Genomic DNA, 26,389 nt, shown 5'->3' with positions numbered 1-26,389 from the left:
AAGAATGGTTATACTAGATGATGGAATCGACTGAATATACAAACTTAGTTTCGGAAAAACCTTTTGCCGATCTAGACTTAAGAGTCGGTAAAGTAATTGGTTTTGAATTAGTTCTCGATCACAGAGAGAAAGCTTATAGATTGATCTTGGATTTCGGTGAGAATTTCGGAGTCCGCAAATCAAGCGAGCCTATACTTTCTCTTGGAGAAGAAAAAGATTTCTTGGGCAAACAAACACTTTGTGTGATGGACTATCCTTCTGCTCATATTGCGAGAATGAGAGCTCAAGCTCTGTTCCTAGGCTTTGTAGAAGAAGAGGGAGAATTCAGCAAGTCTGATGCGATCAGCTTTGTCCAACTCGCCTGCTAATTAAATCTTAAATATTCAGGAGTTTTCGGGCTTCTGAATTGATGATTTCGCCTATCTTTCCCCTTGACGGCACGCGGTTTTTACGTATAGTGAGGCGGCGCTTTACAGTTAAGAATTTAAAATATGCCATACAAACCTACAGAACCCAGCATGAAGTTGGGAAAATTCGCAGTTTCATTCGCAAGAGATACTTCTCTCGGTGTTCTATCCGGAGTTAAATCTGCACTCACAGGCTCATTTGAATGGTGTGCAAAAAGTTTATCCGAAATTTCAGAAACTCCTACAGTAAACGGAACCAAATTTGGAGAATTTCTGAAGGATGCGGGGAGATCTTTGGAAGAAGCAGGAAGTAAAACTGAAGAAGGCTTATCCAAAGCATTTGAATCCACTGCACAAGCAATGCATACAGCATTAGAAGCATTGAGTGATACGGAATCTTTGATACAAAGAAAAGTTTTCGAGAACATTTCAGTTTCCAGTGTAGTAGGAGAATCTTTCGCTGGAATGATCACTACTTCTGTGATCCAAGCGTCTTTTCGTTTAGATGGAAAGGATGTAAGTCCAGAAGAAGTATTGGCAGATTGGAAAAAATCTGGATCTAAAAAACCGATCCTTTGTGTGCCTGGCTTATTTTGTGACGAAGGTCTTTGGATTAAAAATGGAGAACCTTCTTTCTCAGAAATTCTAGTTAAAGAAAATTATTATCCATTTTATCTTAGATTTAATCCTGGAGCTCATATCTCAGAGAATGGATCTAAACTTCTGGAGTTAGTCAGAAAGGTTTTAGAAGATCCTGAATTAAAAAAGAAAAAATTCGACGTGGTCACCTATAGCCAGGGCGGACTTGTTTTTAGAAGTGCTTTGTATTCTTCGAAAAAGGAAGGAAATCCAATTTCTTCTAATATTCAAAAAGTATTATTTATCAGTTCTCCTGATGGGGGATCCTATATTGAAAAAGTAGGATTTTGGTTGGGTCTTGGAGCTGAGGCGATGCCTGTATTTCCTGTGCAGCTAGTTGGTTATATTGGAAACCAAAGAAGTGAAGCAATGAAGGATCTTTCTCACGGAATTATACGAGAAGAAGATTGGAAAGAAGGAACACATCTAGGTAGATACGGAAAAGATAAATATTTTGGCGAGCTGGATGATATAGACGCCTATCAAATCTACAGTTTTGTTTCTGAAGAAGAGGGTGATTGGTCATCTTGGATCGGAGACGGGATCGTAGAAAAACCAAGTCTTACTCTTTTTAGTGATTCTATATTTCGTAAAAAATCAAATCCTGAAACTAGAGTAAAAATTCTAAAAGGATTATCTCATTATCAGATTATGCCTTCTCCTGAATTGAGAGAATACTTCTTAAAGATCTTTCTCGGAAAGTAAGGATTTATTTTACCCAGCCCTTCTTCTTATAATCGTCGTATCCTAATTTTAAGGCGTCTTCTATTTGAGAGAGAAGGACGGGGTCATTCTTCTTTATATAAAAACAACTTTTGCCTTTTAAACATTTCAGAAGTTCCTGTGGTAAAACTTTTTTCAATTCAGGCTCAGAATACACGGGCATAAAATAAAATCCCACGTATCCTTTTTGAACGAGTGCCCCTGCGAAATAAATTTCAGGCTTCTTTTTACCGTTTACCTCGATTTCCATCTCGCTGACTAAACCGTATTGCCCTTTAGAATCTCCCCATTCTTTAAGAGTTCCCTTTATATAGGGTCTCATTAGCTTCTTGATCTCATTAAAAATTGGAACTAGTTCTGGTTGCCCCGGAGATTTGTCTTCGTATTTGATCCCTTTTTTAGGGGATGAACTGCTCTTTGTGGACTTCTTCTTAGCTGGCATGTCTCGCATTTTTGGGACCTTCTTCCAATGAAACAAGTTGTTTTCATGCCTGAAATTAAATGAAAAACAGAACTAAGCCATTCTATAGAAGTTATGATCTGAATTCTCCTGAATGTATATTATTAATATATAATATATGAGTGACTGCTCACTGAACTCTGTTTGTTTGTAGCCCTACTAATTCATTATTAAATTATAAATAACGAGCGTTCTTCATAAAAAGAAACATATATAAGCCACTTATAAGAAGAAGCTTGTTACAAGTTAAGCCTTCAAAATATTATGCATCCACAGAAGTAAAAAAGGTGAATGGAAACATGAAGAGAAAATTGATCATGCTTACTGTTTTGTTGATAAGCTTGTCTTCGACTAGTTTATTTGCAAGCAGGGGAGCAGTAACTGAAAGTCCGATCGATATATTCGAAAAGTCTGCGGAAGCAAAATCACTCGCTGTACAAAGACAAGTGCAAGTAGCGGCAAACCTACCAGTGCACAAGGCTTTGTTTTACGGCACACATAATTCCTATAATAGCAAAGCGTATGCAGGACCTTTCTTTTCTTACGCTTTTCCGAACCAACAGGTTTCTATTACAGATCAGTTGAGATTGGGAGCTAGGTTTATAGAATTAGATATTCATTATTATCTGAGTACGAATTTCAAAAATGATTTCTTACTTTGCCACGCTCAATCCAACGATCTAGGATGTAACGTATTCGATCGTCCTGCGAGCAAAGGATTGGAAGAGATTCGCAATTGGATTTCTTCTCCTCAAAATAGGAACGAAGTTTTAGTTCTATATTTCGAAGATTATCTGGATGGAAGACAGGATGAATTCTTAGGTATCGTAAGAAGTTACTTAGATCCATATCTATACAGATATAGCGGTTCTTGTGGAGATATTCCGAACGCAGCTAACATGCCTAAACTCAAAGACATGGTTTCTTCTAACAGAAGGATCTTGATGATGAGCAATGGTTGTTACGATGGAGCTTGGAACCAATACTCGAAAAGGATCTTCTTCGGAAGTAATACGATCAGTCCGAAAGCTTTCCAAGGTTATCCTAGCTGTAACTGGTCCAGAAGTGTATACGATAACACTATGACCCGTGTATTCAATGATAGCACCAACTACTTTGGTGTTTATGACGGCGTGAAAGAAAGTGGAGTATTCACAAACGATAATATAGCTCAGATGTTGGCTTGCGGTATCAGCGTATTCGGGATCGACCAATTCAGTCCTGATTTTGCAAAACAAGGACTTTGGTCTTGGGATAACGCAGAGCCTAATGATTATGGTGGAGCTGAAGATTGCTTGCAGATCGTAGGAAGCGGACGTTGGAATGATAATAAATGTTCCAATAGCTATCGTTATGCTTGTAAAGATGGAAGTGGGAACTGGGCAATCACAGATGCTTCTGGAAATTGGGCAAACGGAAAGAGCGCGTGTTCTGCAAGAGGCTGGAACTTCTCCTCTCCTGTAACTCCGTATGAGAACAAAAAACTCCAAGAAGCAAAAACTGCTAAGGGAGTTTCAGAAGTATGGGCAAATCTTACCGACCAGTATTCAGAAGGATATTGGGAAGCCGGAAGATAATCTAATATACTTTCCGATTTAAGGTAAACGCGGGATCTTCGAGAAATCGGGGTCCCGTTTTTTTATTTTTGGGCCAAATTCGCCAAAGTTTTATCGTCGACGCAAACATTATAAAAACGGATAATTTACGAAGAATAAAGTTTTATGTCGGCCTTCTCCTAAGGTCGCGAGAGAATATTAAGGAAAAGTTTCGGATTTTATGGTGCATTCTTTCTTTAAGATCTTATTTGCGGAAGATAACGAAAGTTCTGCCGAATTACTCATCCATTTTCTAGAAAGGTTCAATTTCGAAGTGGACCATGTCGTGGACGGAATGGCCGCGGAACTCAAATTGAGAAAAACTAAATATGATTTTATCCTCTTGGATAATATGATGCCTGTACTTTCCGGGGTTCGCCTGGCAAGTAAGGTCCCAGATCTAAACAAAAATACCCCAATCGTCTTTCTCACTGCAAGTAATGAAAAAGAAGATGTGATGGCTGCAGCCCATAGTAAACAACTTGTGGGCTATATCCTCAAACCTTTTGATCCTGATAAACTTCTACAAAAGATAGTCTCTGTGCTTAAGATCCCAGAAGACATGATCGTGGATAAAAAGAAATACCCATTCTCCATTGAGAGGACTCAAAACGTATCTTATGGAAATGGAGTAAAACTTGTAGGTTGTCCTTTCCAAAAAAATGCGGAGAAGATCGCTCAAGAGATCGCGTTCATACTAAAAGAACTGCCTGGAGTTCGTAAGTTTTTCATCGAAGTGGGAGAAGAGTTCTATTATCATAAAAAGGCCCAGGAACTTCTGGCATCACTCGTGACCCGTCTGGCTTCCAAATACGAGATCAAGGAAGAAGATATTCTCATACTTTCTTCTTAATTTTTTTGGAACCGACTTTTTAGGCTCCGGTCCCAGGAGCATAAAGAGGAGAAATGAATGTTTCGCAAAATTACGAAAATAACCGCGATTTTGTTGGTGTTGGGGGCTACCGCCCTACTGACTCAAGGCTGCCATCATAAATGGATGTCTCATGAGAAAAGAGCCAATTATATCGTCAAAAAACTTAAGTCCGAATTGGATTTAACAGAGACACAAGCAGCAGCCCTTGATAAAATCAAAGAGGACGTGCTTGCAAAACGTAAAGAGCTAAAAATGGGCGGACACTTCCTTCCTAAGGAAGCAGTGGAAGAACTTCGTGCAGATAAATTGAATCCTGAAAAATGGAACAAGCTGGGCGAAGAAAGAGAGAAAAAGATCGCAGCTCTTAGAGTATTTTTCACCAAAAAGGCAGTGGAATTCCACGCGGTATTAACTCCCGAACAAAGAGGGAAACTGGCGGATCTAATCCTTAAGTTCCAGAGTAAATTCGATAAGGAAGACGAGGATTAATTTCCAAAGTCTTTCGGAGGTAAAATGGGAGAGGCAGAATTTTCCCGCTTCGTAGAAGAAACCAGGGAGATCGTCTTAGCGGCGGTCTCCCGTTACTTGTATGAACGCTTTGCATATGCGATAGACGATGTCGCACAGGAAACATATCTTCGCGCTTATAAGGCATTACAAAAAGGTCAATTTAGAGGAGACTCCAAATTGACCACTTGGTTATACACAATTGCTAGAAATGAATCCATTCGTATGAATGAAAATCTGGTAAGAGAAGAAACCAAAGCAGAGAAGGCCGGAAAAAGATCGGAAGAAGATTCCAGAAGTTTCGCTTTTGATAAAGAACTCCCAGAGGATAGAGAAAATCTTCCTACTTGGGAAAAAGCAAAACTTTGGATCGGTAATCTACCGGAAGCGTATAGAAGTGTGATCCAATATTATCTTTCCGGATATTCAGAAAAAGAGATCGCTGAAGTTCTGGGAGTTCCAGCTGGAACTGTAAAATCCAGAGCTGCTAGAGGAAAGGAAATGTTGCGAAGAATGCAGAACTCCGAAAAAAGAGAAGGAGGAGAAGTATGGGGAAAATATTAAAAGATTGTCTACCAATGAAGGAAGAGATCGAAAAAAGAAAATCAGATCCGAACTGGTCTAAAAATTTAGCTTCTTGTGTGATCGACAGATACACAAAAGAAGAAAGTTCTAAAAAGCTGGTTCAGTTTCCGATCAGAAATGTATTAGCGGTAGCGGCCGCACTCCTCTTGGGCATTTCTATCGGCTGGTATTCTTTTGCCGGACAACTCAACACAGAAGATGAATACTATCTTGGTGTATCTTCAATTTTAGAAGGCGAATCTTACCTTACCACTCTGGAAGAATAAAAAGAACGGGCCCGATTTTTCGGGCCCGTTGCATTCTTTCCATCTTTGGCGAATCTCGCGGAATCAAAATTCTGGGAGAAGGTCCACTAAATCCAAAAAAATCACAAGCAGAGTAAACATTCTATTACACGTGACTCCTATATTCCCCCAGGAGGAGAATGTTTATGAAAAATTTATCACTCACAGTTCTGGACGGTTTCTTAACCGTTGATCCAGAATTAAAGAGGACCCAAGCAGGAAAGTCTGTCACAAATTTTACAGTGGCAGTGAACCATAATTACAAAAGAGCAGAAGGAGAAGAGGCTGAGGTTTCATACGTAGATGTAGAAGTTTGGGAAAGACTCGCTGAAAATTGTTCTGAATATCTTAAAAAAGGAAAAAAGGTAACAGTAATCGGACATTTAAAACAGGATAGATGGAAAAATCAAGAAGGCCAATCCCGTTCTAAGGTCAAAGTAATAGCGGACGAGGTCCGGTTCGACAGCTTCGGAGATAGAAAAGAAAAAGAAGCGGCATAACATCCTCACTAGGTGCGGCCTTGGGAGGATTTTCAAGGTCTCACCTTTCTTGACTGTTTGGGTCGGTCCTTGGTTTATGTAGGAAAAGAATGCTTACTATTATTTGGGCCGGGGGACAACCCGGAAAAATTTCAGAATTAAAAAGAGTGACCCAAGCAGAATGGGAACACCTCTACAATGATCTTCCGACTAACGTGAAAACATTTATAGACTGCGACGAAGATACTATCTTGATCTCTCACCCTGATTTTTCGGAAAAGGAATTGGTGGAGATCTCTAATTTTGACGGCCTCCAATTCTCTAATGGTTTGATCCCTGTGATCACTAAAGACGAGAAGGGTCTATTTTTGATGCAGGCATTCTCCAATTTGGAAAGTTTAGAACTGAGCATTAAAGAATCCTTAGGAATTTATTTCAGCAGATCCAGGAACCAGCTTTGGAGAAAGGGAGATACTTCCGGTCATATCCAAAAACTGAAAAGGATCTTAGCTCCCAAAGACGGAAGTTTTGTTGTGTACGAAGTGGAACAGGAAGGTGCAGCCTGTCACGAAGGGTACTATTCCTGTTTTTTCAGAGAGCAGGATAAGTCTGGGGCCAAAAACTTAGTTCCAGAGATCCCTTTTTTAGGGAAGTAGAGGTTCCGTAAAAAGGAAATTTCGCCGATAGAAATACGAGGCAGATGCGGTTATGATTTTTAAAAATACATTCGTGAGAAGATCCATTGTTTTATTAGGCATACTTGCACTTTCGGGTGTGGTCGCCTTCTTTGTTACAGATGAGATCAAAGGGGGAGCTGTAGGTGCTGGCCAGGTAAAAGTGGACATCATCGTAGAGCCGGGCGACTCTCCTACGGAAGTTACTGAAAATCTTTCTAAAAACGGATTATTAAAATCTTCTAAATATTTCCTTTTTCTAATTAAGGCAACCAGGTCCGCGGGAAAGATCAAAGCTGGTCTTTACGAGATCAACGATGGAATGGATGCGCGTAAGATCCTTCAAGTAATCACAGAAGGAAAAGTCAAACTTGTTACTTTTACAGTTCCAGAAGGTTATAATAACCGTCAGATCGGTGATTTATTAGTTAAGAAAAACTTAATTAAATCCAGAGCCGACTTTTTAAATGCAGCTTCTAAAACAGAATTATTAAGAGAGTTTAAGATCCCTGCAAATAATGCAGAAGGTTATTTGTTTCCTGAGACCTACAGTGTTCCTGTGAACTTTCCTGCGGATAAGATCGCAAGAATGATGATCAAAAGATTTTATGTTAGATTAGAGAAGGTTCCTGGTGCAAAGGAATTAGATCCTAAAAAATTGCATGAACTCGTAGTTCTGGCTTCTGTAGTAGAAAGAGAAGCCAAAAAAAATGAAGAAAGACCTTTGATGGCAGGCGTTTTCTTAAATCGCCTACAACAAGACATCCCACTCGAGTCATGTGCGACTATCCAGTATCTTTTTGATAAACCTCATCCTCGCATTTTTGAAAAAGATCTGAAGATCGTTTCTCCATATAATACTTATATGAATAAGGGATATCCGCCTGGTCCTATTTCTAATCCGGGACAACCTTCTTTGGAAGCAGCACTTATGCCTACTAAGACTGAGTATTTATTCTTCTTATTAAAGCCGGATGGATTTCATTACTTCTCTAAAAGTTTTAAAGAACATGCAGAAGCTAAGAAGAAGTACATCGACGTTCTTTACGAATAGAGGATTGCAATCATGAATTCCCCTGTAGAAGAAATCGTTTCGGTCACAGAACAATTAAAAGAGGTCCAAAAGGCTTTGGATCTTTTTAAAGAAAAGCAGCAGAAGAGAGAATCTGCGAGCGATGCTGCAATTGAGTTCGTAGAAAAAGCGAGTTTGGTTTTAGGTAGGGCGGAAAGAAAAGAGATCCATCTGACTGATGACCAAAAGAGAAGGATCCGAAACAATCTATTAAAGATCAGATCTTCTCTGGTCCGCAATCAATAGTAGAATTAAATGCGTCTCTAATAATTTTCCTGCTTTTTTAGAACTTTACATTTAACTCATAACATTCAATTTTTCGCTATGAAAAATATATTTTTAGTGTTGTTGCTAACGGCTAACGTTGCATGCGCCACTGCCACTATCGTTACTGATACTGTAGATGGTAAAACTGATAAGGTAATCGAGCGAATTAATAGGGGCGAAAATTTGGAGTCCAATAACTGCGGAACTCCATTATATCACGCTGCAAAAGCGGGAAACAAGGAACTCGTTCAACTTCTCCTGCAAAAAGGAGCAAATCCAAATTCAAGATCTTCAGAATGTATCATGTCCAATGATTCAGGCGTGATTAAAAAAGTGGGAGATAGAACACCTTTAATTGGTGCGAATGGAAAAGAAATTGCGGAAATATTATTAAAAGCCGGAGCGAACATAAATCAGGTCGCTTATTATATTGCGTCTAAAAACTCTCAAGACGAAGATTTGAGTTACGGACTTCCAATCTCTCCATTATTTACTGCGATCCTTTCTGGTGACTATGGTTTAGCTGAATTTTACTTAAACAAGGGAGCAAAGGTAAATTTATATTTAATAGATGGCGAAAATATATTTTTAAAATTTCTAAATGAATTATCCAAAACTGATCAAAGAGCAAAAGTTTTAAAGGATAAGTTAATTGCCAAGGGTGCTAAAAGTTTAGATATCTCTGCTGAAGCCCAAAAGAGGATCGAAAAGATAAAATTATCCGGAACTTTTCATTTGATTGATAACTCTACGACCAAGTTCCCATTGAATATCATCGAAGGTCTTGATCGAGATCCTACTCAATTTGGTTTTTTGACCTACGATAGTGTGGACGGGATATCACATCACGCGGTGGAATATAACGTTAGTGGAACCCAGCAGAATTTTCATGAATGGCAGATCATAAAAATGATCTCTTTTCGTAATAAAAAATAAAGATTAAGAAATATTCTTTAATTGCATGAAAATGCCGAAATACATTATGGTTTTCGTAATTTAGGTTTAAGAGGTTTTATGAATAAATTGAAATTTTGTTTTCTACTATTGCTTACGGTCGGATGTTCGAGTTTTGCAGTTGTTGATCCAGCTAAGAATATTAATGAGCAAGTTCCTCAGGGCAAAACATTGTATTTCTTTAAAGCTAATTTCGATTTGACTCCTGCGAGTATCAATAGCGTGACCTTGAATAATTTCGATCTTACACATAGTCAGATTAGTGGTCATACAATCGAATTGGGAGCAGGTTCTGCAGAAAAGCCAGGGGTTATATCTGCGTGTTATCTGGTCGCCGGTGATGATGTTATTTACGCACTTAATTCAGCGGATATTAATGCTTCAAATGGAAATCTCTCAGTAAAACTTCAAGGTGAGACAGTATTCAATCTTATGACATTCGGTTCTAAAAATCCGATCTTTGGGGGAACTCTTTCTTACATAAATGGAAAATTATCCGCATCCGATAATGGTTTCGAAGAATGCAAAAAAGAAATTTCTGCTAAATATCCGAGTTTAAGTGCTAATATTGCAAAATCTGAAGAACTTTCGAAAATTTTCAAAAAAAATAGAGAAGAAAATATTAAGAAGAGCAACGCTAAGAAATAAATCGATTTGAATGTAAAAAAGGAAAAGGCGGATGGAAGATATCTTAGTTTTCCATTGCCTTGTTCCTTAATTCTGTCTCATTTCTTCCCGAGACTTGGGTTCAAAAACTTAAATGACAGGCCGAAACGGCCCCAGGTTATAGTATTTTGAGTAATATTTCCCAATATCGGTAGGAACAAATGATGGCAACGAAAGCTCCGACGGACTCTTCGGCGGCAAAACAGGCTTTAAGCAAGTCTTCAGCAATAATCGAACAAGTAACCAAGGCTCTGGCAGCTAAATGCAGCTCCAATGGAAAAGTTTCCGTTGCGAAAATGGATCAAAACCAATTCGTACAATACCAAATCGCTTGGTTGACCTCCGAACAAAAGATCGCAGAAAACTTTATTGATTACGCTTGGAACGATTCTCTCGGAACTGGTGAGCTTGAAAAATTGATGGCTCAGGTTTTCGCTGCAGAAGCTGTTTCTCATATTCGTACTGAATTCAGTTCCAGAGCTTCCGAATACGGAATCTCAACTCAAGAACTAGTTTCTAAATTATTCGATGACGCTACTAACAAGTTCTTAGAAGAATCCAGCGCGATCGAAAATTATAATCATATCGCTGACCTAATCGCTTCTTCCGGAAGTTTTGGAGCTTATGGTTTGAGCGAAGATCATGAAATGTTCCGCCAGACTTTCAAACAGTTCGCAGAAGAAGTGGTAGCTCCTAAAGCAGAGCATGTTCACCGCCACGACGATATCGTTCCAGAAGAGATCATCCAAGGTTTAAGAGACATGGGATGTTTCGGTCTTTGTATCCCTGAATCTTACGGTGGATTACAATCTAACGATAAGCCAGATAATATTTCCATGCTTGTTGTTACCGAAGAACTTTCCAGAGGATCTTTAGGGATCGCAGGATCTTTGATCACTCGTCCTGAAATTCTTTCTAAAGCATTATTAAAAGGTGGAACTGACGCTCAAAAAGAGAAGTGGCTTCCTTTGATTGCTTCTGGAGAGAAGATGGGCGGTATCATGGTAACAGAACCAAATTACGGTTCAGATGTTGCCGGAGTTTCCGTAACTGCTAAAAAAGTGGACGGAGGCTGGTCTATTAATGGTGTTAAAACCTGGTGTACTTTTGCAGGATATGCAAACCTTCTTCTTATACTTGTAAGAACAGAAAGCGACCCTGAGTTAAAACACAAAGGTCTTTCTATCGTTCTTGCGGAGAAGCCAAGCTTCACTGGCCACGAATTCGATTATAAACAAGATGGCGGCGGAAGAATTTCCGGTAAAGCAATCGGAACAATCGGTTACCGCGGTATGCACTCTTTCGAAGTTTCTTTTGAGGACTATTTTGTTCCAGAAGAGAACCTAATCGGTGGAGAAGCAGGAAGAGGAAAAGGATTCTATTTCCAAATGGAAGGTTTCTCAGGTGGAAGGATTCAAACTGCAGCTCGTGCAAACGGTGTGATGCAAGCGGCTTTGGAAGCTGGTCTTCGTTACGCTCAAGAGAGACAAGTTTTCCAAAAACCTATCTTCGATTATAACCTAACTAAGTATAAAATTGCTCGTATGGCGATGATCGTTCAGGCTTCTCGCCAGTTCACTAATACTGTAGCAAAACTTTTGGATAACCACCAAGGACAGATGGAAGCAACTTTGATTAAGTTTTATGCTTCTAAAGTTGCTGAATGGGTAACAAGAGAAGCTATGCAAATCCACGGTGGAATGGGTTACGCGGAAGAATACGCGGTTTCTCGTTACTTCGTAGATGCTCGTGTATTCTCCATCTTTGAAGGTGCAGAAGAAGTTATGGCTCTTAGAGTAATTGCAAAATCTCTAATGGACCAATACTCAGCTTAAGGACCTTCTTAAACTCTGAAGAATAAAAAAAAGGAAGTCGAAAGACTTCCTTTTTTTATGAGCGGAACTTCTTCTTATCCGCGACCCGCCCGCAATAGTCAAATTTTCGAACGAAGAAGTTATACTTAAATGAAAACCCTGGCTTTAACTAGCGAGCTGTTCTACGAAAGCAAGAATGTCGGAATTATCTCTTTCTAAAAACTCAAGAGTCCTTTCTACTAGATGATCCAAGTAATAATTAGGATTATGATAATCTCTTAAGAAAGATTTTACTTGTTCAATCTTTTCTTCAGGGATCCTGTCTTCTAAAACAACTTGAGCTAATGCATAAATCCCGAATGCGGATTTGAATGGATCGTTTAGAGAAGAGATAGAAATAATCTCGTCTATATCAATTTCTTTGAATGTAGGAATTAGATCTCCGATTAGTTCTAAGGCGCCAGTCGGAATTGTTCTGTCCAAGGACTTAACATAATTGATAAATAATCTATAAGACTGAGAATCTCCGATCCGAGAAAGCATATGAAAGATCCCGGAAAGAAGTCTTTTGTGAAATCCCCAGGACAATCTGCCTGAATCTGCCTCTCTGATTGCTTGGTATAAAAAACTCCAAACCAGTTTGTCTCCTGATCTTGCTCTTTCAGACAATTGGTCCAACCAAAGGTCGAAATTCGGATTATCTGATTCCTTTTTGAGGAAATCCATCAGTTCAGAGGGAGTTTGTACAGAAGGGAGAGTAAGGGCAATTTTCGACATAAGTAGAAGTTACTATTTTTTAAGATCGGTTTCCAGTCTTTTTATCAAATATCGGCTTTTTATTTTTTTACGTCCCTTACTCGAGGAATAGAGTTCTGTCTCATTAAAACCGGCTAAGTTTTAATGAGATCAAGAATTTATTGATGCTCTACCTGGCTAACGTCTCTGACAGCTCCGGTATGTGCAGAAGTAGTCATCGCTGCATAGGCTCTCAAAGCTGCAGAAACCGTTCTTTTTCTGGACTTAGGTTTCCAGGCATCTTTTCCTCTATCGTGCATTTTATCTCTGCGATCCGAAAGTTCTGCGTCACTCACTCTTAAGTGAATGGATCTATCAGGAATATCTATTTCGATGATATCACCTTCTTCTACAAGGCCGATTATTCCGCCTGCTGCTGCTTCCGGAGAAACATGTCCAATTGATAAACCGGAAGTTCCTCCGGAGAATCTTCCATCGGTTAGAAGTGCACATGCTTTTCCTAAACCTTTGGATTTCAGATACGAAGTAGGGTATAACATTTCCTGCATTCCAGGTCCACCTTTTGGACCTTCGTAGCGGATCACAACTACGTCACCTTCTACCACTTCGTTGCCTAGGATTTTTGCCACAGCTTCTTCTTGGCTTTCCATAACTCTGGCTCTTCCTGTGAATTTCCAGATAGATTCATCTACTCCTGCAGTCTTAACGATAGAACCTTCAGGCGCAATGTTTCCATAAAGAACTGCAAGTCCTCCGTCTTGAGAGTATGCATGTTCTACATCTCTAATACATCCGTTTGCTCTATCTAAGTCTAATTCAGGCCAACGTTTATCTTGGGAAAATGCTTCTGTTGTAGGAACTCCACCAGGTGCTGCAGAGAATAAAGCATATGCCTTTGAGTTTGCATTCTGACGAACGATATCCCATTCTTCCAAAGCTTTTCCTAATGTAGCAGAATGAACTGTTGGAACATCTCTATGGATGAGTCCCGCTCTATCTAACTCTGAAAGAATTCCGATAACTCCACCTGCTCTATGAACATCTTCCATATGATATTTTTGAGTAGCAGGAGCAACTTTACAAACACAAGGAACTCTTCTGGAAATCAGATCAATATCATGCATTTTGAAATTGATCCCAGCTTCGTGAGCAGCTGCAAGAATATGAAGAACTGTGTTTGTGGATCCTCCCATCGCTACATCTAAGCTCATCGCATTTTGGAATGCTTCGTGAGTAGCAATGTTTCTAGGAAGAACTGACTCATCCTCTTGTTCATAATATCTTTTTGCAAGATCTACGATCAATCTTCCTGCAGTTAGGAAGAGTTGTTTTCTGTCCGCATGAGTAGCTAATGTGGAACCGTTACCAGGAAGAGAAAGTCCTAATGCTTCTGTAAGACAGTTCATTGAATTTGCAGTGAACATTCCGGAACAAGATCCGCAGGTAGGACAAGCAGAACGTTCTATTTGTTCTACAAGTTCGTCTGGAACATTTTCATTGGCGGCTTCTACCATTGCGTCCACCAAATCTAATTTACGAATATCTCCATTCCAATTTACTTTTCCAGCTTCCATTGGTCCGCCGGAAACAAATATGGTTGGTATGTTCAAACGTAAAGCTGCCATGAGCATGCCCGGTGTAATCTTATCACAGTTTGAAATACAGATAAGTGCATCCGCAGTATGAGCGTTGACCATATATTCTACTGAGTCAGCGATCAGATCACGGCTCGGCAAAGAGTATAACATTCCGCCATGCCCCATGGCGATACCATCATCCACTGCAATGGTATTGAACTCTTTAGCAACGGCTCCTGCCTTCTCCACTTCTCTTGCGACCATTTGTCCTAGGTCTTTTAAATGAACATGTCCTGGAACGAATTGAGTGAATGAATTTGCAATTGCGATGATCGGTTTTCCAAAATCACCTTCTTTCATACCGGTGGCCCTCCAGAGTGCTCTGGCTCCGGCCATATTGCGTCCGTGGGTGGAAGTACGAGATCTTAAGTGAGGCATATTTAAGGCTCCCTGGTACAAGTTTAGACGTCGAGTTTTTTACTATTGGAGAAACGAACTTGGTTTTGAGATCGAATCGCGTAATCGGATTCTGGTCGCGGGATCTTGCTGTAGTGCTTTGTGGGAACTCCAACATCCCAGAAATAAGAGCTGATTTAATCTGGGCATACTTCTTGCTACGTAGCCAGCAGAGATGGAATCAAAAGAAGAATTTAGTCGAACTCTGGGTCCTTGGCTACTCTGGGGTTTAGGAGTCGGATACGTAATTTCAGGCATGTATTTTGGCTGGAACCTGGGTCTACCAGTGGGCGGGACCTTAGGTTTGGGGATTGCCACCTTACTGATCATTCTGCTATATGTTTGTTTTTCTTTCAGTTATACAGAACTCGCATGTATGATCCCCAAAGCGGGAGGAGCATTCGATTACGGTAGAGAAGCTCTTGGAAATGCCTGGGCCTATCTCGTCGGCACCGCCCAGTTGATAGAATTTTTATTTGCACCTCCTGCGATTGCCGCCGCCATCGGAGCCTACTTCTCTTTATTTTTGCCAGGTATAGATCCGATCTGGATCGCTATATTTGCATACTTACTCTTTACAAGTTTGAATATACTCGGAGTAAAATTTGCAGCATCATTCGAGTTTGGAATTACTATATTAGCAGTTTTTGAATTACTTTTATTTTCAGGACTTACACTTCCTAGTTTTTCTTGGGAGAAGTTTTCCTCCAACCCATTGCCTAACGGTTGGACCGGTGCCTTGTCTTCTTTACCTTTTGCAGTTTGGTTTTTTCTGGCGATAGAAGGAGTAGCAAACGTCGCAGAAGAAACTAAAGACCCTCAAAAAAATATACTGATCGGATTTGGATCTGCATTAGCTACCTTAGTTGTACTTTGTGGATTGGTATTTTTCTCTTCTATAGGAGTGGGTGGCTGGGAGATGATCGTATATCCAGAAACTGGTGCCGCCGCTTCTGACTATCCTTTGCCTCTTGCATTACGAAAATTATATGGAGAGTCCGGCTGGGCATTCCATCTTTTAATTACGATCGGACTATTCGGTCTGATCGCTTCCTTTCATGGAATCATTTTGGCTGGGGGAAGAGCCAGTTTTGAATTTGGAAGAGCGAACTTTCTTCCTAAATTTTTCGGCAAGATACATCCTAAATTTAAAACTCCTGCCAACGCATTGATCGCAAATACTGTTTTCGGGATCGCTGCATTATGCACTGGAAAAACATCAGAGCTAATCACATTGTCTGCATTTGGAGCTTTGCTCTTATACTTTTGTTCCATGATTAGCTTCTTTGTGCTCCGAAAAAAACAGCCAGATAGAGAAAGACCGTTTATGGTTCCAGGAGGGAAACTTCTACCTTCCATTGCTCTTGTTTTATCTGCGATCGTATTGACTGTATGTGCCTGGCAACATCCGATCCTATTCGGGATCTTTGTTTTGATTTTAGGAAGCGGATTGTTCTGGGCCAGAACTTCTATTTTTGGAAAATAGGAAGGCAATTTTCTTGCTCCCAAGATTTTTCAGAATTAGAGTAAGTAGTATCAAAGATCCTGAATGAGAGTAATAGGGAATCAATATGGGTTATAAAACCGTTCTTGGTAGGAAATCCTACGTATTTCCTGATTTAAAAACCTTACTGGCTAAGGCGAGTCCACTTCGTTCTGGGGACCAATTGGCTGGGATTGCCGCTTCTACACAAGAAGAAAGAATCGCTGCCCAAATGGCCTTGGCCGATCTGCATCTATCAGAATTTTTGAATATAGAATTGATCCCTGGAGAAAAAGACGAAGTTACTCGCCTAATTTTTGATTCTCATGATCGGTCTGCATTCTCTAAAATTTCTTCCTTCACAGTAGGAGAGTTTCGTGACTTTCTTTTAAGGGAAAATACCGATTCAGAATTGATCTCTGAGATCCGAGACGGAATTACTCCCGAAATGGCTGCTGCTGTTTCTAAATTAATGTCCAATCAGGATTTGATCTTGGTTTCTAAAAAATCTCCTATAGTAACCAAGTTCCGAAATACGATTGGTCTTCCTGGAAGATTGTCTGCACGTTTGCAGCCAAATCATCCTACGGATGATCCCAAAGGAATTGCGGCAAGTATCTTGGACGGACTTTTATTAGGAAGCGGCGATGCAGTGATTGGTATAAATCCTGCCACGGATAATGTTCCTACAGTCATCGCACTTCTTAAGATGTTGGATTCTATCATCCAAAAATATTCCATTCCGACTCAATCTTGTGTGCTCTGTCATGTAACCACTTCTATGAAAGCGATGGAAGAAGGTGCCCCTCTTGATCTGGTATTCCAATCTATCGGAGGAAGCGAAGCTTTGAACAAAAGTTTTGGAGTGAATCTCAATATTTTAGAAGAATCCAGACAGATGGCTTTGGAGTTAAACAGAGGAACTGTTGGAAATAACGTAATGTATTTCGAAACAGGGCAGGGAAGCGGCCTGTCCGCCGGTGCTCATTTTGGTATAGACCAACAAACATTAGAAGCAAGGGCTTATGCAGTAGCAAAAAAATTCGATCCGCTTCTCGTGAATACAGTCGTCGGCTTTATAGGCCCGGAATATTTATATAATGGAAAACAAATCTTAAGAGCAGGGCTCGAAGATCATTTTTGTGGAAAACTTTTAGGTCTTCCGATGGGTGTGGATGTATGTTATACAAATCATGCAGATGCGGACCAAGACGATATGGATACATTGCTCACCTTACTTGGAGCTGCGGGATGTAATTATATTATGGGGGTTCCTGGTGCGGATGATGTGATGTTGTCCTATCAAAGTACTTCTTTTCATGATGCTTTATATTTACGTCAGATTTTTGGACTAAGACCTGCGCCTGAATTCGAAAGTTGGCTTTTAGAAAAAGGGCTATTCGAATCCACAGAACAATTTCTGCCTAAAGAAAATCAGAACAGAGTTCTTCTCGAAGAAATTTTAGAGGATAAGGCTGGATGAATCCTAAAGAATTTTGGAAAAGTCTAACTTCTGCAAGAATTGGAATTGGAAGATCCGGTGGTTCTATTCCAACTTCTGAATTATTAAAATTTAGATTGGATCATGCAAGAGCAAGAGATGCAGTATTACTAGAACCAGATTTTGATACGATAAACATGGGACTCGAAAAAATTTTCCAACCAATTGGAAGCGAGATTGTAAAAGTAGAAAGTTTAGCAAAAAGTAGAGAAGAATATTTACTCAGACCAGATCTAGGCCGCAGGATCTCTGAACCTTCTCGATCTAGATTAGAATCTAAAAAAGGCAAATATGATCTTGCGTTGATTGGAATAGATGGACTTTCCGCAAAAGCCGTTGATTCAAACCTTATATCATTCTTACAAGTTTTGGTGCCAATCCTAACCGAACAAAAATATAAGATTGCTCCATTCGTTTTAGGAAAGTTAGGAAGGGTCGCAATTGGAGACGAGATAGGGGAAATATTAGGAGCCAAGGCAGTAGTGCTGCTCATTGGGGAAAGGCCGGGGCTTACTTCTGCGGATAGTTTGGGAATGTATCTAACCTTTGATCCTAAGTTAGGCAAAACAGATGAGAGCCGAAATTGTATTTCGAATATACGCCCAGATGGCTTAGATTTCCGTAAGGCATCCTTAAAAACCGCTTATTTACTTTCAGAATCTCTCAGACGGGGTATATCTGGAGTGGATCTAAAGGATGAAATGGCTCCTGATTTCTTGGAATCTTCTTCTAAAGGTACTATATCAAAAATTTGATAAATCTTTCGAATATTACAAATTCGGCTTGAATCCTTGTCCTCAAAGTAATAAATTTTATACAATGAATTAAGTTCGCGGAGGATTCGTATCCTTCTCGATAGGCGAAAAGGTAAAGAAATGTATAAGAATAATATAGAATTCATCATCAATTCCACCAACAAAGACGAACCAATGTATGGCATCATTGCTTTGGTGAGTGATACTCTTGAATCCATGAAAGCGGATATCGCTTCTCAAAGAGTGGATGAAGAACAAAAGAAAGCATTCCGTTCCGCTATGAAAGATATGATCTCTGGTTTGATTAAGTTGAATGGGATCGTAGAGGGTGCAGGCCAGAGAGTTAGATAAGCTCCTGGTTAAACTTCTTTTTAGAAATTATATTTTAATTCCGCAAAATATTCCGTATTAGAAGCGGACATTCCCATCGCGCGAGTTTCATAGACTTGGCTATTCGGTTGTACTCTAAAATTAAAACGAACTCCGGAAGAAAGTTTATCTTTATTGCCGGAAAAGAAAATTGCATCTAATAAGCTAACTGTCCAAATCGCCGCTAAAGCTCCCCAAATTCTCCCTCTTTCAACTTTTGCATCATCTAAACTTTCTTTGGAATGATCTGCTTTCATAATATTATATAAAAATTGAGGTTCATCTAATCTGAATGGAATGTACGGATACGAATTGGCAAAAAGTGTTCCAGATAAATATCTACTTTCCACTCTACTTTTATCCGATTGATAATCTCTTCTTTCGGTCCTAATTTGATCGTCCTGATAAATTCCTGCTGCGAGTAAAGAAACTCCTAAAGTAAGAAATGTTATTCCTTTATAAGATTCTTCTGCATAAATTTGTCCCCAGCCTGGAAATAATAAAGATCGAAATGCTCTCGAATACCAGTCTGTCTTTTTAGGGCTAAATCTGATTGGTTCTCCTGAATAAGTTCCTTCATTCCAAGATGAAGCCATAATACTGGACGCAACTCCGTCAGTCAAAAGTAGAAGTCCTAAAATAGCTTCTCCGAATATTGTATCTTGTGCATTTTGAGAAGAGCCAGTAGCAGAAGTGTTTCCTTGAAAAGCTCCTCCATGTAATCCTTCTCTCGATGAAAGAGAAACTAAATTGGCAAGCGCGGCTAACTCTAAAACTGTAAATGTTCCAGCTCCCCAATAATTTTCAGTTCTATACAATCCTGAATATCCTGGGATCAGTCCTAAGAAAAAATTAGAAGTAGGTGAGATTTTATCCTCTTCTGCTCTCGGTGTGAATATATTTCCTTTTTCGGATAATTGTTCTACACGATTTCGTTCTTGGAGTTCTTCTAGAGCATTAGGAACTTTTTTTGTCCAGAGAACGGGCTGAATTTTTAGTAATTTCCATGCACCTTTTGGTAGGGAAACTGACTTTCCGTTCTCTAAACTTAACTCTAGATACTCGGGGCCAATTTTTGCTTTTACGTTTTCGATTTTTTCTTCGGACTTTAAGTAAACAGTATCTGCTTCTATTTTGGGATGAATTGAAATGTAGATTACTGTAACGATTATAAATAAGTTTTTCAAATTTACCAAATTCGATTAATCCTTCCCTAAAAACAACCGGATCCCTTTTGCTATCGTTTGCAAGGTTCTCGCCATCAGACCTTCTAACTTTGTTTGAAGAAATAGCTCCATAATCAGTTTCCTAAGAGCCAGGTCGAAAGGAAGATTAAAATCATTCCAATCGACTCCGAATCGGAAAGGATAAGATTCTGATTCCTCTTCTTCTCCTAAACCAGTATGCAATAATGTGCCTTCAAAGTCTGTATGATGTTCGTCTATATGTCTAAATTCTAAACTAAGATGTACTTGTTTTTTGAATAATGGCAGAGGGATGATTTCCAGTCCAGCTAATTCTCCCCAGGTGATCCCGCTTAACGTGAGATATCCCCTATCTCCACCTTTAAGAGTTCCTGTTCTGAGTAGGCCTTCTCTCCCCAATCGACAAGAGCCCACTCTGCTTCTGAAAAGAATTTCTAATGGAGAACCTGCGTCTAAAACTCCATTCTCTATTTTGATATCGCGGATCTGAATATTGAATACGGGAGTTAAGGTTTTGTCCTCTATATCTATGCTGGAATGGGAAACCTTTTCTAACTTGAATTGGATCTTTCCTCTTTTGGGAAGATATTCTATCTTCTTCCTGGATTCTACTCTGTTTGTATAATCCATATGAAAGGAGCGGACATTCACTCCTCTGAATATTAATTTTCCTTTAAATAGATTGGAGAATGAGATCCTAAAATGTACAAAACTTCCTTTTGCATGTACTATATCTGTTCCAAGTTCTCCCGGAAAGAATACAGTAAAATGTCTGGCCCAGACCCAAAGTCCTGGAAGTATGATACCTGGAGTTAACCAACGGAATTTGAATAGCCTAAAGGATATTATATTTACTAGAAGTTGTATGAAAGGTCCGCTAAGTATGAGCTGCAGACCTATATAGCTGGATAAAAGTAAGAGGATCGGAAAAGGCATGAGAAGGAGGCGACTAGAAGTTCAGTCGTCGCCGCCGTCCGTATATTTATTATCTATGTTTTTCTTATCCATGGAAGAAATTTCCAGTTCTCTCGCTAGATCTACCAAAAATTCTTTTTCTCTATCTGTAAATTTGCCGTCAGTTGTTACGATACACACAGCGTCTTCGTAAAAGTTTACAGCTAAGACTGGATTACCTTCTGCAAAGTCAGTGATCATTTTAATGGGAAGAGGAGATTCAAACACTTCGGATAATTCTTCGATGATCTCGGCCTTTTGATCTTGGTGATGATCGAAGATGCAATCTTTATCGAACATAGCTTTTACCATCTGTCCGACTAGGTTTCCTTCTTTTCTATGAAAGACTCCGTCTGCATGACAAGAATAAGACCAAAGACTGACTAGTACCTTGGCGTAATTCATCTTGAGTTGAAAAATCTCGGTTTCTCTATCCAGACTTTTCTGAAACTTTTCGTAAAACTCATGACCTGGTAGAACTTTGCTAGCCAAGGATGAAACCCTTTCCATTTTCAATGCCTTCCCTTTAAGGGTGTTCCCGTTTTTCCGATGTATTTTAACCCAACCTGCGGTTTTGCAATGAAAATCCATGTTGATTTTGGGGGAATTTTTCTCAACCTGACTATGTGAGTTCCGAATCAAAACGAAAGATCCTCGTTACTTCTGCTTTGCCTTATGCAAATGGTCCTATTCATTTGGGCCATGTTTTGGAAGCGATCCAGACTGATGTTTATGTTCGTTATCAAAAATCTTTAGGCAATGAGTGTTATTTTTTCTGTGCGGACGATACGCATGGTACACCCATCATGCTTGCTGCAAGAAAAGAAGGGATCACTCCGGAAGAATTGATCGACCGTGTTAGAACGGAACATTACCGGGATCTCTCCGGCTTTTTAGTAGAATACGATAATTATTATACCACTAACTCTGAAGAAAATCGGATCCTTTCCGAAGAAATTTATCTTTCTCTAAAAGGAAAAGGTCATATCGCAGAAAGGGAGATTGAGCAGGCTTATTGTGATACTGATAAGATGTTCCTTCCCGATCGTTTTATCAAAGGGACCTGTCCTAATTGTGGCACTCAAGATCAATATGGGGATAGTTGTGAGAATTGCGGAGCGACTTATTCTCCTAAAGATCTAAAAGATTCTCATTGTTCCTTATGTGGTAACCCACCCGTTAGTCGAAATTCTAAACATATATTTTTCAAGTTGGGAGATTTTGAGAAATATCTTTCTAGTTGGGTCGAAAAGGATTCACATGTTGCCGAAGGTGTTCGCAAAAAACTGAAAGAATGGTTTGAATCCGGACTCCAAGATTGGGATATTTCTCGTGACGGACCTTATTTCGGATTTAAGATCCCTGGTGAGACTGAAAAATATTTTTATGTTTGGTTGGATGCTCCAATCGGATATATGGCTTCCAGTTTGAATTATTTCAAAGGGGATCGAAAAAAATTTGATTCTTTCTGGAAAGACGAGAAGACTGAGATTTCCCATTTTATCGGAAAAGATATATTATATTTTCATACTTTATTCTGGCCTGCTACATTAGAAGGAGGGGGATATCGTTCTCCTACTCAAGTCCATGTCCACGGTTTTATCACTGTGAATGGGGAGAAGATGTCTAAATCCAGAGGTACCTTTATCAAGGCTGAAGGATATCTCAAACATTTGGATCCGGAACATCTTCGTTTCTATCTAGCAGGAAAGCTTGGTCCAGGAATGGACGATCTGGATCTTTCTTTTGATGATTATACTGCAAAAGTAAATTCGGACTTTGTAGGAAATTTTGTAAACTTGGTTTCCAGAGTTGCGACTTCTATATTAGATAAACTTGATAGAGAATTAGGCAGTTTGGACGCAGAAGGGAAGAAGATCCTGGATGAACTCCGAAGTTCCGAATCTAAGATCAGAGAATGGTATGAAACCCGAAATTATACCAGAGTAATGAAAGAATGTTCCCGCTTGGGCGATATCGCAAATAAGTATGTGAACGATCTCGCACCTTGGATCCAAATTAAATCGGATGCAGAAGCAGCTCGTAAAACGGTAACAGTTGCTTTGAATGCAGCCAGAATTCTTTCTATTTATTTATACCCTGTTCTTCCTAAATCAGGGGAGAAGGTGTATAAAATTTTAGGTTTAAACAAAAAGCCTGAGTTTGCGGATCTTTCTTCCGATCTGGAAAAAACAAAAGTATCTGCATATGAAATGATCACCAAACGTGTAGAGGAAAAATCGATTCAAACCATGTTAGAAGAAAACACTTTGGAAACTAAATCCGCTCAACCTGCGACGCCCGCTGCTGCTCCTAAAACAGAAGGAGTTTTGGAAATTTCTATTGAAGATCTAAGTAAAGTGGATCTTCGAGTTGGTAAAATTATAGAAGCAGGTCCTGTAGAAGGCGCTGACAAACTTGTCCAAGTAAAATTGGATCTTGGTTCTCTCGGAACTAAGAATGTTTTTGCAGGTATTAAAGCTTCTTACCAACCTCAGGATCTACTTGGATTGACGATTGTTGCGGTTGCTAATTTGAAACCAAGAAAGATGAAGTTCGGAATTTCAGAAGCAATGCTTTTGGCTTCTGGAGAAGGCGAGAGCCTCAGTCTTTTTGTGCCTCATAGAGGTGCTAACCCTGGCGATAAATTGAAATAAACTCAGTCTAACAGCTAGTAGGAACTTACCTTGCCTTTAGAATTAGACATCTCTTATAGTTTTCAAAGGCTTTTGGAAAAGAGTCGGACGGTTTCTGGCCGCCTAATCTCTCGCCAGCTCACATTTATAATAGATTCCTTTTTAAGAGCCAGATTCGAAAAGTCATCCGGCATCTTAAAAAAAGGGGAAGAAGTAGCAGTTATCGCTTTAGGCGGTTATGGCCGTATGGAAATGGCCCCTCACTCAGATGTAGATATATTATATTTACATAATGGAGTTCCGGATTCTAAACTTTCAGAGATCATTTCTTCTATAAATACTTATCTTTATGATTCCGGAAAAGAAGTAGGGCATACCTGTAGGACTATCAAGGAATCCTTTCGTTATTTGGATGATATGTCCAGCTTTCATGCGGTCTTGGACAGTAGGTTCCTAACTGGTTCCAAAGAATTATTCAAAAAATACCAAGAAGAATTTTTAGCAAAACTTCCTGCTAAATTTGCGATTAGATATAACCAAGCAAAAGAAGATCAACTTTCGGAAAGGTTCCTAAGAGAAGGTCGACCTATTCTTCTTTCTGAACCGAATTTAAAAACAGATCTCTGTGGTTTAAGAGACATTCAATATTTATATTGGACCGAAAAATCCAGAAGCCCTATCCGTTCCTTAGGCGGACTCGCAGTTCTTCCGGTTTTCCAAAGCGGAGAAGTCCAAGCCTTGGAAGAAGCTTATGATTTTTTGATCCGAGTGAGAACCGCACTTCATATTCTTACTGGAAGAAAACATGATCGTTTGGATCTGAATCTTCAGCCTGAAGTAGCGGAGTATCTAGGCTTTGGTAAAAAAGAAGAGATGCAAACCATAGAGAAATTTATGAACACTCTCTATAGTCATCAAAAGAATATATTTTTTATCGTTCGTGTATATTTGGATTCATTACTAGCGGCTCAAAAAAAGGGAGAAGCACAGAACTTTGACTATGAAGGAATCCGTTTCCTAAAAATTGGAAATACGATCTTTCCTCCAAGCGAAGGAAATCTTTTTGCAGATCCTCATACTTTATATAAAGATATTTTACTTACTTTCAGGATGATCCAAGAAACGGGCTTTGAGGTTTCCGGTGGGTTGCTTAGCGAAATCAGATTTGCTTCTCACTTTTTGGATAATGACTTCAGATATTCCGCGGAAGTAAACGGTGGATTTATCAGCATTCTTCAGAATAAAAAGGATAGAGGAAAAATATTAAAATTAATGCATGAATGCCAGGTGCTTGGGGAACTTTTGCCTGAGTTCGGCGCATGTACAAATTTTCCTTTGTTCAGTTATCATCATGAGTTCACTGTGGATGAGCATACTCTTCTGATCTTGCACGAATTGGATCGTTTAGATAAAAGAGAGTTTGAGGATAGAGAGATCCTCGAAGTTTATGGAGAATGTGAGAAGACCGAAATTTTGGCTTTAGCAATTCTTCTTCATGATGCTGGAAAAGTAAAAGAAGGAGATCATTCAGAATATGGTGCGGAACTTGCTGTTTCAGTTGGATCTCGTTTAGGTTTATCAGAAGAAGACACAGATCTATTTCGTTTCTTAGTAGAAAAACATATCCTGATGTCGGAACTTTCTTCTAAAAGAGATATTTCGGATAAAAAGCTGATACGAAATTTTGCAAGAACAGTTTCTAATCCGGAGAGATTAAAACTTTTATATATTCTTACAATAATAGATACCAAATCAGTTGGCACAAACGTTCTTACTAATTGGAAAAAGGCAATCTTAAACGAACTTTACAAAAACTCTATAGACTTCTTTAAAAATAAAAGAAATGATTCGGAAGATCCTCACGGAGAAGAAGAAAGAATTTCTCTGTCCAAAGATCTTGTGGCATATTTGACCGAAAAAGAAGGGCAAGATCCTAAAATTTCTAAAACGATTGCGTCATTTGCATATTCAGTGATCCCTGAAAGTTTTTTAAAAACTGTATCAAATAGAAAAATATTAAAATATTTTAAATCGATTACTTCTCTTAGCCAAGATGCGAATTCGGTCCTGCTCTTGGATTCTGAACAAGATCCCGCTTTCGTAACAGTAGAAGTAGTAAGCCGTAATATTCCTGAAATCTTATTAGATTTATGTTGTTCTGTTTCTTCCGAGGGTTTGAGTTTAGTTGGGATGCAAAGTTATACTTTCGAAGAATTTCAGATCCATATTCTTCAAGTAACGGATCCTCAAGGCAGTGGAAATATTTCTTCTGAAAAACTTTCCAGAATGGAAGGCAAACTCAGATTAATGGCCTCTGGAGAATTACAAAGAGACAGTATTGCTTTCGAAAGAACTGAATGGAATCCACGTAAGACGATACCGGAAAGTATTATCAATCGTTCTGTTCGCTTTTCTAACGAAGATATTACAGATACTACCATCATGGAAGTGCGTATGCCCGATATGGTTGGTTTAGTGTATAGGATCTTAAGAAAAGTATTCGATTTTGGTTTAAAAGTTTCTCATTTGAGGGTCTCTACTTCTGCAGATTATGCTTATGACTCATTCTATCTCCAGACTAAGGACGGGGAACAGGTCAAAGATGCAGAATTGTTAAAATCCCTGGAAGATAAGATCTTGAGAATACAGCCAGTGGAAAGGATGACAGGGGAACTTGTTTTTTAAAAATGGTTCCCA

Annotated in this window: 26 protein-coding genes; 20 read left to right on the top strand and 6 right to left on the bottom strand. The window is 39.3% G+C overall.

Going from position 1 to position 26,389, the window contains the following annotated elements; genetic code table 11:
- The first annotated feature begins 17 nt into the window (after nt 1–17).
- The gene (locus EHQ52_RS05605) at nt 18–368 is read left to right on the top strand and encodes a CsaA family protein (RefSeq protein ID WP_135614268.1); all 351 of its coding nucleotides are present in this window, start codon (nt 18–20) and stop codon (nt 366–368) included.
- A 123-nt stretch (nt 369–491) separates the two neighbouring features.
- Complete coding sequence (locus tag EHQ52_RS05600) at nt 492–1,751, top strand: esterase/lipase family protein (RefSeq protein ID WP_208653458.1); 1,260 nt, start codon at nt 492–494, stop codon at nt 1,749–1,751.
- 4 nt (nt 1,752–1,755) lie between these two features.
- Here EHQ52_RS05600 and EHQ52_RS05595 read toward each other — a convergent pair whose 3' ends face one another.
- On the bottom strand, nt 1,756–2,220 hold the full coding sequence (locus EHQ52_RS05595) for a DUF1801 domain-containing protein (protein ID WP_244244801.1): 465 nt from the start codon (nt 2,218–2,220) through the stop codon (nt 1,756–1,758).
- A gap of 308 nt (nt 2,221–2,528) precedes the next feature.
- On the opposite strand from EHQ52_RS05595, the gene EHQ52_RS05590 reads away from it, so the two are divergent.
- The 12 genes from EHQ52_RS05590 to EHQ52_RS05535 all read left to right on the top strand — a co-directional run bounded on the left by EHQ52_RS05590 (nt 2,529) and on the right by EHQ52_RS05535 (nt 12,021).
- Nucleotides 2,529–3,806 carry a phosphoinositide-specific phospholipase C-related protein gene (locus EHQ52_RS05590; protein WP_208653457.1) on the top strand — a complete coding sequence of 426 codons (1,278 nt, stop codon included), beginning with the start codon at nt 2,529–2,531 and terminating at the stop codon, nt 3,804–3,806.
- 199 nt (nt 3,807–4,005) lie between these two features.
- Nucleotides 4,006–4,677, top strand: a complete 672-nt coding sequence (locus EHQ52_RS05585) for a response regulator (protein ID WP_135614265.1) — start codon at nt 4,006–4,008, stop codon at nt 4,675–4,677.
- Between the two features lie 57 nt (nt 4,678–4,734).
- Entirely contained in the window at nt 4,735–5,187 is a 453-nt protein-coding gene (locus EHQ52_RS05580) for a Spy/CpxP family protein refolding chaperone (RefSeq protein WP_208653456.1), read from the top strand.
- Nucleotides 5,188–5,211: 24 nt separating this feature from the next.
- A complete protein-coding gene (locus EHQ52_RS05575) occupies nt 5,212–5,769 on the top strand; it encodes an RNA polymerase sigma factor (protein ID WP_135614264.1) in 558 nt (185 codons plus the stop codon).
- Nucleotides 5,754–6,056, top strand: coding sequence for a hypothetical protein (locus EHQ52_RS05570; protein WP_167492183.1), 303 nt, complete (start codon nt 5,754–5,756; stop codon nt 6,054–6,056). Before EHQ52_RS05575 ends, EHQ52_RS05570 begins: the two co-directional genes overlap by 16 nt.
- Before the next feature lie 164 nt (nt 6,057–6,220).
- On the top strand, nt 6,221–6,574 hold the full coding sequence (locus tag EHQ52_RS05565) for a single-stranded DNA-binding protein (RefSeq protein WP_135614263.1): 354 nt from the start codon (nt 6,221–6,223) through the stop codon (nt 6,572–6,574).
- An 89-nt stretch (nt 6,575–6,663) separates the two neighbouring features.
- Nucleotides 6,664–7,209 carry a phosphoribosyl-AMP cyclohydrolase gene (locus EHQ52_RS05560; protein ID WP_135614262.1) on the top strand — a complete coding sequence of 182 codons (546 nt, stop codon included), beginning with the start codon at nt 6,664–6,666 and terminating at the stop codon, nt 7,207–7,209.
- A 52-nt stretch (nt 7,210–7,261) separates the two neighbouring features.
- Nucleotides 7,262–8,281, top strand: a complete 1,020-nt coding sequence (gene mltG, locus EHQ52_RS05555) for an endolytic transglycosylase MltG (protein WP_135614261.1) — start codon at nt 7,262–7,264, stop codon at nt 8,279–8,281.
- Between the two features lie 12 nt (nt 8,282–8,293).
- Nucleotides 8,294–8,545, top strand: coding sequence for a hypothetical protein (locus EHQ52_RS05550; RefSeq protein ID WP_135614260.1), 252 nt, complete (start codon nt 8,294–8,296; stop codon nt 8,543–8,545).
- Nucleotides 8,546–8,644: 99 nt separating this feature from the next.
- Nucleotides 8,645–9,502: an ankyrin repeat domain-containing protein gene (locus EHQ52_RS05545; RefSeq protein WP_167492182.1), complete on the top strand. Its 858-nt coding sequence runs from the start codon at nt 8,645–8,647 to the stop codon at nt 9,500–9,502.
- A 78-nt stretch (nt 9,503–9,580) separates the two neighbouring features.
- Nucleotides 9,581–10,168, top strand: a complete 588-nt coding sequence (locus tag EHQ52_RS05540) for a hypothetical protein (RefSeq protein WP_135614258.1) — start codon at nt 9,581–9,583, stop codon at nt 10,166–10,168.
- 182 nt (nt 10,169–10,350) lie between these two features.
- Nucleotides 10,351–12,021 carry an acyl-CoA dehydrogenase family protein gene (locus EHQ52_RS05535; RefSeq protein ID WP_135615657.1) on the top strand — a complete coding sequence of 557 codons (1,671 nt, stop codon included), beginning with the start codon at nt 10,351–10,353 and terminating at the stop codon, nt 12,019–12,021.
- Between the two features lie 144 nt (nt 12,022–12,165).
- On the opposite strand, the gene EHQ52_RS05530 is transcribed toward EHQ52_RS05535, so the two are convergent.
- Together EHQ52_RS05530 and ilvD are read right to left on the bottom strand one after the other, a co-directional pair.
- Nucleotides 12,166–12,777: an iron-containing alcohol dehydrogenase family protein gene (locus tag EHQ52_RS05530; RefSeq protein WP_167492181.1), complete on the bottom strand. Its 612-nt coding sequence runs from the start codon at nt 12,775–12,777 to the stop codon at nt 12,166–12,168.
- 137 nt (nt 12,778–12,914) lie between these two features.
- Complete coding sequence (ilvD, locus tag EHQ52_RS05525) at nt 12,915–14,771, bottom strand: dihydroxy-acid dehydratase (RefSeq protein ID WP_135614257.1); 1,857 nt, start codon at nt 14,769–14,771, stop codon at nt 12,915–12,917.
- Between the two features lie 193 nt (nt 14,772–14,964).
- Between ilvD and eat the strand changes: the two genes are divergently transcribed.
- The 4 genes from eat to EHQ52_RS05505 all read left to right on the top strand — a co-directional run bounded on the left by eat (nt 14,965) and on the right by EHQ52_RS05505 (nt 18,879).
- Entirely contained in the window at nt 14,965–16,275 is a 1,311-nt protein-coding gene (gene eat, locus EHQ52_RS05520) for an ethanolamine permease (RefSeq protein WP_135614256.1), read from the top strand.
- Between the two features lie 85 nt (nt 16,276–16,360).
- Nucleotides 16,361–17,755 carry an ethanolamine ammonia-lyase subunit EutB gene (locus tag EHQ52_RS05515; RefSeq protein ID WP_135614255.1) on the top strand — a complete coding sequence of 465 codons (1,395 nt, stop codon included), beginning with the start codon at nt 16,361–16,363 and terminating at the stop codon, nt 17,753–17,755.
- Nucleotides 17,752–18,528: an ethanolamine ammonia-lyase subunit EutC gene (eutC, locus tag EHQ52_RS05510; RefSeq protein ID WP_135614254.1), complete on the top strand. Its 777-nt coding sequence runs from the start codon at nt 17,752–17,754 to the stop codon at nt 18,526–18,528. Before EHQ52_RS05515 ends, eutC begins: the two co-directional genes overlap by 4 nt.
- Before the next feature lie 120 nt (nt 18,529–18,648).
- On the top strand, nt 18,649–18,879 hold the full coding sequence (locus EHQ52_RS05505; RefSeq protein ID WP_135614253.1) for a hypothetical protein: 231 nt from the start codon (nt 18,649–18,651) through the stop codon (nt 18,877–18,879).
- Between the two features lie 20 nt (nt 18,880–18,899).
- Here the strand turns inward: EHQ52_RS05505 and EHQ52_RS05500 are convergent, their stop codons facing one another.
- Genes EHQ52_RS05500 through EHQ52_RS05490 form a run of 3 tightly spaced genes read right to left on the bottom strand, consistent with a single transcriptional unit; the run spans nt 18,900 to nt 21,566 of the window.
- Entirely contained in the window at nt 18,900–20,084 is a 1,185-nt protein-coding gene (locus EHQ52_RS05500) for a DUF5683 domain-containing protein (RefSeq protein WP_135614252.1), read from the bottom strand.
- Between the two features lie 15 nt (nt 20,085–20,099).
- Entirely contained in the window at nt 20,100–21,038 is a 939-nt protein-coding gene (locus EHQ52_RS05495) for a hypothetical protein (protein ID WP_135614251.1), read from the bottom strand.
- Between the two features lie 21 nt (nt 21,039–21,059).
- Nucleotides 21,060–21,566 (bottom strand): tellurite resistance TerB family protein, encoded by a 507-nt coding sequence (locus EHQ52_RS05490; protein ID WP_135614250.1) that lies wholly within the window; start codon nt 21,564–21,566, stop codon nt 21,060–21,062.
- 116 nt (nt 21,567–21,682) lie between these two features.
- Here EHQ52_RS05490 and metG point away from each other — a divergent pair, with 116 nt between their 5' ends.
- Both metG and EHQ52_RS05480 read left to right on the top strand, forming a co-directional pair.
- Nucleotides 21,683–23,713 (top strand): methionine--tRNA ligase, encoded by a 2,031-nt coding sequence (gene metG, locus EHQ52_RS05485; protein ID WP_135614249.1) that lies wholly within the window; start codon nt 21,683–21,685, stop codon nt 23,711–23,713.
- Between the two features lie 30 nt (nt 23,714–23,743).
- The gene (locus tag EHQ52_RS05480; protein WP_135614248.1) at nt 23,744–26,377 is read left to right on the top strand and encodes a [protein-PII] uridylyltransferase family protein; all 2,634 of its coding nucleotides are present in this window, start codon (nt 23,744–23,746) and stop codon (nt 26,375–26,377) included.
- The last annotated feature ends 12 nt before the right edge of the window (nt 26,378–26,389 follow it).

It is taken from the genome of Leptospira koniambonensis, assembly GCF_004769555.1.
In the GTDB taxonomy this organism is placed as follows: domain Bacteria; phylum Spirochaetota; class Leptospiria; order Leptospirales; family Leptospiraceae; genus Leptospira_B; species Leptospira_B koniambonensis.
This window is presented reverse-complemented; position numbering and strand designations above follow the sequence as displayed.